Source organism: Mesorhizobium sp. M0898, assembly GCF_040319695.1.
GTDB lineage: Bacteria > Pseudomonadota > Alphaproteobacteria > Rhizobiales > Rhizobiaceae > Mesorhizobium.
This window is the reverse complement of record NZ_JAMYOE010000053.1, coordinates 21,760-29,334: the sequence shown is the minus strand read 5'-3', so window position 1 is coordinate 29,334 and position 7,575 is coordinate 21,760. Positions and strand designations below refer to the sequence as shown.

General features: G+C 58.2%; 7 protein-coding genes. 4 read left to right on the top strand and 3 right to left on the bottom strand.

All coding sequences use genetic code 11. From position 1 onward, the window contains the following. Positions 1 to 893, top strand: an 893-nt coding sequence (locus NKH90_RS30495) for a LysR substrate-binding domain-containing protein (RefSeq protein ID WP_352822853.1), incomplete at its 5' end; no start/stop codon positions are given. Between the two features lie 284 nt (positions 894 to 1,177). Here the strand turns inward: NKH90_RS30495 and NKH90_RS30490 are convergent. The 3 genes from NKH90_RS30490 to NKH90_RS30480 all read right to left on the bottom strand — a co-directional run bounded on the left by NKH90_RS30490 (position 1,178) and on the right by NKH90_RS30480 (position 3,406). Continuing rightward, positions 1,178 to 1,528 carry a hypothetical protein gene (locus NKH90_RS30490; RefSeq protein ID WP_023722451.1) on the bottom strand — a complete coding sequence of 117 codons (351 nt, stop codon included), beginning with the start codon at positions 1,526 to 1,528 and terminating at the stop codon, positions 1,178 to 1,180. 757 nt (positions 1,529 to 2,285) lie between these two features. Then, positions 2,286 to 2,510, bottom strand: coding sequence for a hypothetical protein (locus NKH90_RS30485; RefSeq protein WP_023722452.1), 225 nt, complete (start codon positions 2,508 to 2,510; stop codon positions 2,286 to 2,288). Positions 2,511 to 2,686: 176 nt separating this feature from the next. Next, entirely contained in the window at positions 2,687 to 3,406 is a 720-nt protein-coding gene (locus NKH90_RS30480; RefSeq protein ID WP_352451776.1) for a winged helix-turn-helix domain-containing protein, read from the bottom strand. Between the two features lie 569 nt (positions 3,407 to 3,975). Here NKH90_RS30480 and NKH90_RS30475 point away from each other — a divergent pair. From NKH90_RS30475 to NKH90_RS30465, 3 genes are all read left to right on the top strand, one after another. Then, positions 3,976 to 5,355 carry an alpha,alpha-trehalose-phosphate synthase (UDP-forming) gene (locus NKH90_RS30475; protein ID WP_352451775.1) on the top strand — a complete coding sequence of 460 codons (1,380 nt, stop codon included), beginning with the start codon at positions 3,976 to 3,978 and terminating at the stop codon, positions 5,353 to 5,355. Between the two features lie 235 nt (positions 5,356 to 5,590). Continuing rightward, positions 5,591 to 6,550 (top strand): LysR family transcriptional regulator, encoded by a 960-nt coding sequence (locus NKH90_RS30470; protein ID WP_352451826.1) that lies wholly within the window; start codon positions 5,591 to 5,593, stop codon positions 6,548 to 6,550. A gap of 265 nt (positions 6,551 to 6,815) precedes the next feature. Then, entirely contained in the window at positions 6,816 to 7,511 is a 696-nt protein-coding gene (locus NKH90_RS30465) for a helix-turn-helix domain-containing protein (protein ID WP_352451774.1), read from the top strand. The last annotated feature ends 64 nt before the right edge of the window (positions 7,512 to 7,575 follow it).

Here is a 7,575-nt window from a genome sequence, read left to right as displayed (position 1 = left end):
TTAGCCAGCAGCTGCGGCTGCTCGAACACCAACTCGGGGTGCGGCTTTTTCAGCGCGAAAAGCGCCATCTCTCGCTCACGATCGAGGGTGAGCGGCTCTTCCAGACCACGACCCAGGCTTTCGAATCCATACGCGAGGTGCGTAATGCCATTGTGCGGCAGCGCGAAAGCTTCCAGCTTAGCCTGCGCGTCAGTCCTTCCTTCGGCGAGAAATGGCTGGCGCCGCGGTTGGCCGAGTTCAGCAAGGGCTATCCGAGCTGGAATTTGCGCGTCGACGCCACGCCCAATTTCTCGGATTTCGAAACGGAGGTCATCGATCTCGATCTTCGTTATGGCGACGGCGGCTGGGCCGGCCTTTATTCGGATTGCGTCGTCAACGATCTGATCCTGCCGATGTGCTCGCCTTCCTATCTTGCCGAACTGCGCGCGATCTCACCGGATCCGCGCGAGCAGCTTCGCCATGCGCGGTTGATCGACAGTGTGAAGGCCTATTTCCGGTGGGATTATTGGCTGCCGTGCAACGGTATCCAGGGCGCCCGCATGACGTATCCCTATCGTTTCGACCGTTCGTCAATGTCGGTTCAACTGGCGAAGGACGGTGCAGGTGTGGTCCTGGAAAGCACAGCCCTCGCATTCGAGGACCTGGTGTCGGGTTCTCTGGTTCCGGTCTCGATAGAGTTCGAGGTCATCGAGTTTCCGGGATACTGGCTGGTCTGTCCTTCGCGGCATATGAACCGGCGCGCGGTTCGCCTGTTTTCGGACTGGGTGTCACGCGTGGGTAAGCGCGACACCGATCTGGCTCGCCGGTTTCTGGCGGAAAAGCAACTGCGCATATCGTTCGAACGACGGCCTCATTTCGGGGCACGGGATGACAAAGCGGCGCCAATGGCGTGAACAGTTCGGCGTTCAAGACACATGGCAAGGAGATTGATAGCACGTTACGGTTGAAGAGCTGGCAAAAGGCAGGCTGTGGTGCAAGCGAAGGCGGGTTGGCCGCGCTTTCCAGCGACCTTCCTCTTTTCCAACCCGACAACGACTGACTTACCTGTTTTCTGACGCAGCCGGAGACGGAGGCACTCAGTTCATACAGCCGTAAATTACCGGCGTCATCGTCCGTGCAACGCTACAGGGAATGCTCGACAGCATTGTAATGCCATTCCGCCGACGCGGCCATGGCTTCAATGAACGCGAGTTTGACGGTAGCGACTAAGCAACCGAACCGTGGCGCCAATGACCTTCTGAGCTTCCTCCCATTTCGGAAGATCTCGTTCCCCAACACGCGTGGCGATCGCGGCCAGTATCCAACCTACGCAGCTGATGTCTTCGGCAGCCTTCAGTTTCTCATGCTGCAGGATGCAAGCTTCAATGCCCGGTCGGGGCGGAGACCCGGGCGTAGTACGCTCAGCGATTAGCTGCAGACCGGCGTCGTAGGCGGCGCAAATTTTAATTCTATCGCCCCTTTCCGATTTCATCACCACATTCGCCCAAAGGGCCAACTCAGTTAAAAGATCGGTTACTTCATCTCTCATTAAAAACTGCCGCTGTTTTCTTCATGAAAGGAAATTCCACGATCCAGATAGCGCGTGGCCCGGACAATGAGCGAGGTATTTTCGGGGTTTGTTGTTATCGAGCGAACCACTCCTTCTAAGCTTGCCGAGAATGTTAGTCAAAACGCTCAGTTTGCTCGGCAGGATCGCCGTCTAGACACAGCGGGCAAACATACGCATGCGGTTTCGTCACCACCAAGACCACCGATGGCTTGTGGCAGCGATCACAGGCAAAATCCCGGTGTGCAGTAGGCCAAACGTCATTTTCTATCTTTAGAGCACGGAGCCCCATCGTTTGGCAGCCGTCATCTTGCTGCCAGCCGGCGGAGGGCGCTGGGCTGGCACAGTGGTCTCGGGTTTAATGCGGAGGTATGGGAAAGAGAGGCTCTCCCGGCTCACTGCGCCAGCAATGGTATCGGCACTCACAGGGGCGTCCCAGGTTGATTGGTGGCCCGTAGCGAGAAGACTCGATCGGGCGAGTTTGGCTGATTACTCGCATTCTGACCGCCGAATTCAAGAATAGTGTTGCCCTTGAGATAACTCTTCGCGCTTGAGTTGCACGTATGCAACAGTCACTACCGACCTGCGAGGAGCGGAAAATCCCGAAACCTTGTCGGCGCCGCGAGAGGCCCCTTATTTGAAATCGCGTCTTGGCTTGCGACCTGGATGCCTCGCGCGAATATGCCGGTCTGATGGTACAGACGAAGGCGACTGGTAAAGCGATCGGCAAGGCCGAAGGTTACGTCGCCGCCACAGCCGCTGCTCGCGAGTTCTTGTTCGTGGGCACGATCGGCATCGGGCGGGCCAGACCAAGATCGGCATGGCCAATCTCGCCTACAATCTCACCCGCCCGTATGGCACCAGGGGCGAACTGCGCCCGCATGACGACGAAGGCGGCGCAAACCGCCACCGCGATGCCAAAATCGGCAATCTCAACAACCAACTCCGAAGCGATCGCCGTCATCAGTCCACGCAGAAATCAGCGCGGCCCTACCGGTCCGCGAAACGCCGATAGTACGAGGTGCCCAGGTGGCTGGAGGCCATTCCTATGAAGGTAAAGCCTGACCCTATTCGTGATATTCTGAAGCGCCTGCAGTGGTGCTGGGTCACGTTCGCTTCCCGCGCGATCTTGGCCGTCCATCAACCACGGCGCGTCCTTAGTTCCTCAATATTCACGACACTGTCGAAAATATACCCCGCGCCGCGCTCGGTGCGGATATACTGCGGGCGCGGCGCCTTATCCTGCCCCAACTTACGGCGAAGGCGGACGATAAGAACATCGATGCTGCGGTAGTAGACCTCCTGATCATAGACACGGGTCGCCATCAGAAGCTGCTCACGTGAAAGGACCCGACCTGGGTTCTTGAGAAAGGCCATCAGGAGGTTGAACTCGCCGGCGGTGAGCTTGACGTCAGGATCCGTTCCCCGGCGCAAGCTCCGACGCTTGGTGCTAACTCGCCAGTCATCGAAACGGTAGATGGTGTTTCGGTCACGCTCCGGCCGCTGGCGCATAGCGGCGCGCACGCGGGCGCGGAACTCCGTAAGCCCGAAGGGCATAGTAATGTAGTCGCGAGCGCCGGTTTCGAGGCCAATCACCTTGTCGGCCTCATCTACGAAGTCACCGCTGATGATGATGATCGGAAGATCCCTCTTGGCACCAAAATCTCGAACGAACTGCAAACCGTCCTCTCGGCCGTAGCTCAGGTCGACAATTGCTAGATCAATCGCTTCAGAAGCCATATTGCTGGCGGCCTGCTGGCGGTTTTCGACCGCTCTGATGTTAAACTCATGCTTAGACAAGAAGCCCATAAGCGGTTCTCTCGTCAACGCGTCCTGACCGACGATGAGAATGTTCTTCATGGTCACTTCCTATTGACTGCAGCTTGGGCTGCCGGGGACGGTAGTCAAATTAGTGACGCTCAGCAGGTGGGACAATCTTCATCAGGCGTATTGCGGAATAGCGCAGACAAATAGGTCCTATGCGGAGTTCCTGCTGCGCAACAGTGCCCCCAAAGCCTGCTAGTTTTTGATGGATTGTCCGTCCTCTGCGACCACTCGTTCGGCAGACCGGGTTTATCCCCGCTGAGATTCGTATCGCTCCGGTCCTCTGGCACCATCACTGGAGCGCTTTTGCACCCAACTTCCTCTCCCGGCGGCTCCAATTCAGTTCAGCTTTGTTTCAATTTAAATCGCTGAAAAGTTGACATTCGTATGGATTCGTCGAGATTTATTGATCAGACGCAGAACTCGCCTTGATGTTAATTCCACTGTCTACAGGAAACTCATGATGCCCAACCTTTTATCTAATTCCAATCTCCTTTCTAGACCCATGCTATCCTTTCTTTTGAACTTGCATGTCTTATTGTGCAGATCGCTCAGGGGGCGGAGCTTTCATGAACGGCGGGATGTCCGAGAGCAGGAGAGTGGAGATGAGTAGACTGGTCGTAGTCTCAAACAGGGTTTCGCTGCCCGACGAGCATGGTTCCCCGCCGCCAGGCGGGATGGCGATTGCGCTGAGCGCTGCGCTCCGGCGAAGGCACGGCCTATGGATGGGCTGGTCGGGGAAGGTGAAAGCCGGGGAGGACCCGTCAGGGCCGATCTCACGCCGGGAGGCCGGCGGGATCAATTATGCGCTTACCGATCTCTCGCAGACAGATTTGGACGACTATTACTACGGCTTTGCCAACCGGGTTCTTTGGCCGGTTTTCCACTGCCGAGTCGACCTCGCCGAGTATTCCGAAGCACGAATGTCCGGATATCAGCGCGTCAACCGACTGTTTGCAAAGCTGTTGCAGCCGCTCATCAGCGACGACGACGTCATATGGGTGCACGACTATCACCTGATCCCGCTTGCGAAAGAACTGCGGAACCTCGGCTGCGGCAATAAGATCGGCTTCTTCCTGCACATTCCGTGGCCGGCGGCGGACATCCTCTTCACCGTACCGCACTATGATGATTTGCTACGCGGGCTTTCGTGCTATGACCTCGTCGGCTTTCATACCGATGACGATCTTAGTAACTTCGCCGAATGCTTGCGCCGTCAGGGGTTACCGGACCCCATCACAAACGGTGTGTGCCAAGCCTATGGACGTGTGTTTCGCTGCGGCGTTTTTCCGATCGGCATCGACACGGCCGAGTTCGAACGACTGGCCGAGCAGGCGGCGCGCAGCGAGACTCTGCAGGAGCCCTCTCAAAGGATTCCCGGTTGTAAAGTCGCGATCGGCGTCGACCGCCTCGACTATTCGAAGGGCATCGAGAACCGCATCGTCGCGTTTGACCGCTTCCTGCGGAGCAACGACCACCGCATCGGCAAGACGCAACTGCTGCAGATCACACCGAAATCCCGCACGGAAATACCGGCATATCTGGCGATGCAAAAGGACGTCGCCGAGCGGGTGGGGCGCGTTGATGGCGAACTCGGAACGATCGATTGGATGCCCGTTCACTACATCAACCGGTCCGTTGGACCCAGCGAGCTCGCCGGTCTATACCGCATGGCACGCGTCGGCCTGGTCACGCCGCTCCGCGACGGCATGAACCTTGTAGCTAAGGAATATGTCGCCGCACAGGACCCACAGAATCCAGGTGTTCTCGTGCTTTCGCGTTTTGCCGGCGCAGCCAGAGAGCTAGGCGGAGCGATCCTCGTCAATCCCTACGATCCGGAAGCGATGGCGAGGGCCATCGAAGAAGCCCTGGACATGCAGTTAGATGAGCGGATCGATCGTTGGCGGGCGATGATCGGCCGGCTCCGCGAATACAACGTCTATCGCTGGTGCGACGACTTTCTGTTAGGCCTGGATCAGCGCTGAGCTTTGCCGCGTTCCTGGGCCTAGCTTCGCCAGCATGAGGCTGACCGCGACCAAGTGAATCAGGCAGCATTTCGGCCTCGCTGAGCGATGCCGAATGTGCTGACGCTTAGCGCGAGCACACCGCTTACTAAGACGAGAGGAGAAGGCCGTGGATGAGCTCGCTTGCAGTCGCGAAACTTCAAAAAAGCGGGCGCAGCCGTTTGTCGCGGAACCTCGCGCCACACGGCAGCGGCAAATGCTGGCGTCGATTGACCTGAACTTGCTGTTTGCTCTCGAAGCGCTGCTGGAACACCGCAACGTCACGCATGCGGCTCGACACGTGGGCTTGAGCCAGCCCTCGATGAGCCGAGCGTTGAGGAGGCTGCGTGGCATTTTCAACGACGATCTTTTGGTTCGCGGCTCCATGGGCCTGGTTCCGACCCCGCAGGCCCAACGCTTGAGCCGAATGCTGCCGCCGGTGCTGGATGCGATCCGCGGGATAGTGAACGGCAGTCTTGCCCAAGCCAATTGGCGATCGAAGGCGATAATGGCGATGCCCGATCATCAAGGACTGGTCCTGCTGCCGCGGCTCCTGCCCCGGCTGCGCCAGCACGCGCCTCATCTGGACGTCGTCATCGATCCGCTTCTCTCCGGCGCGATGCGGCGGCTTGAGCTAGGCGAGATCGATTTGGCTATAGGGCAGATTAGCGCCTCGCCGCCCGGATACTTGAGGCGCAGCCTCTACTCCGACCGGTTTGCCTGCCTGCTGCGCCACGACCATCCAGCCCTGGCGCGGGAATGGACAATCGAGAGCTTCGCGGCCTTGCGCCACGCAGCCATTGCCTTGGACTCCAAAGACGGCTTCGGCCGGGTGCATGACGAACTGGTCAAGTTAGATCTCCAGGGTCGCGATCCGGTGTTGGTTTCCAACATCTTGACGGCCGCGTTGGCGATCGCGGCGACCGATCTGCTGTTGATTGTACCACGCCGCGTCGCGACCAGGATCGCCGCCTTGCTGCCGCTAGCGATTATGGATCCGCCTGTGCAATTGACACCCTATGAAGTCGCGCTGATTTGGCACGAGCGTTCCCATCGCGACCCGGAGCATCGTTGGCTGCGCCACGAGATCGCCGTCGCCGCGGCGGCGGGAACTGAGAGCAAAATATCCCAACTGGGAAGGCAAGTGACTGATGAGTCGCCTAGGCAAGAAACGTGATCCGAATCCGGGGCTATCGTCAGGATATGACGGAAAAAGTTTATTGCCCTGCTCGCCCGTTGGGAGGGGAAGCTGGCTCTGCTGTGCCAGCGCATTGAAACCGTGCCGGTTTCGACAATTTGAAGCGAGGCAACAGGGCCAGACGAGAAGGTATCATACGCCCAGCCATCTATATACAGGCCAAAAACCGCCTCTCTTCGACCGCCATTCGGCCGCGCCAAGCCTTCCACAGGCCAGCTTCCCATGGTGTCTGTGAGGTGCCTGCATGCTGGCAGCATATCTTGGCTCGGACCCCGAAGCATGCAAGTCCTTGGCACTAATCGCGAGTTCTCTGAGGCAGATCGATATCCTTGATCACCGTTTATTGCGGGCAGGGCGCTCCGCGCAGATCGTCATCGTCGATTGTCGCGAACCGATTCACGACAAGCACGGGCGTGCGAAGCTCTCGCCCGAACCTGTCAAACTGGCTCTGGTTCTGGAAGAGAGCCTGGATCGACAAGCGGTCTTCTCCAACGGGTATTCCGATTACCTGTTGTGGCCGCTCACCGAGCAGGAAGTTCTGCGCAGACTTACCGCCTGCATCGTTCAGTTCGCGCAGCGTTCTACCCCGCCTTTCTTCTCAGCCGATCCGATCGTTCAGAATTCATGCAGTCTGCTGGCGCAGCGGGTCGATCAGCAGATCACCCGCGTCGAATTGGCGCGAATGGTAGGGACCAACAGGACAACGCTCACCACCCGTTTCGAGACATCGTTTGGCTGCGGGCCAATGACTTGGCTACGGCGCTACCGGATGACGGAGGCTGCTGACCGGTTGCGTAACGGGCATGAAAGCATCGCCAAGGTCGCCGAATCCTTCAGCTACGAGAACAGCAACAACTTCTCCACAGCCTTCAAGGCGTTTCATGGCCTCTCGCCACTGCGCTATCGCAAAATGATACGGCGCAGAGAAAAGCCTGTCTAACGCAAAGGTGGGGGCCGGAGCGAATTGGTATAAGGCGACGCGGGCACGCAAAGATCATCTCATC

Excerpts from the sequence above, each read along its gene's own strand:
- NKH90_RS30490 (WP_023722451.1), bottom strand. The coding sequence starts at position 1,528 with ATGAGAGATGAAGTAACCGATCTTTTAACTGAGTTGGCCCTTTGGGCG.
- NKH90_RS30485 (WP_023722452.1), bottom strand. The coding sequence starts at position 2,510 with ATGACGGCGATCGCTTCGGAGTTGGTTGTTGAGATTGCCGATTTTGGC.
- NKH90_RS30480 (WP_352451776.1), bottom strand. The coding sequence starts at position 3,406 with ATGAAGAACATTCTCATCGTCGGTCAGGACGCGTTGACGAGAGAACCG.
- NKH90_RS30475 (WP_352451775.1), top strand. The coding sequence starts at position 3,976 with ATGAGTAGACTGGTCGTAGTCTCAAACAGGGTTTCGCTGCCCGACGAG.
- NKH90_RS30470 (WP_352451826.1), top strand. The coding sequence starts at position 5,591 with ATGCTGGCGTCGATTGACCTGAACTTGCTGTTTGCTCTCGAAGCGCTG.
- NKH90_RS30465 (WP_352451774.1), top strand. The coding sequence starts at position 6,816 with ATGCTGGCAGCATATCTTGGCTCGGACCCCGAAGCATGCAAGTCCTTG.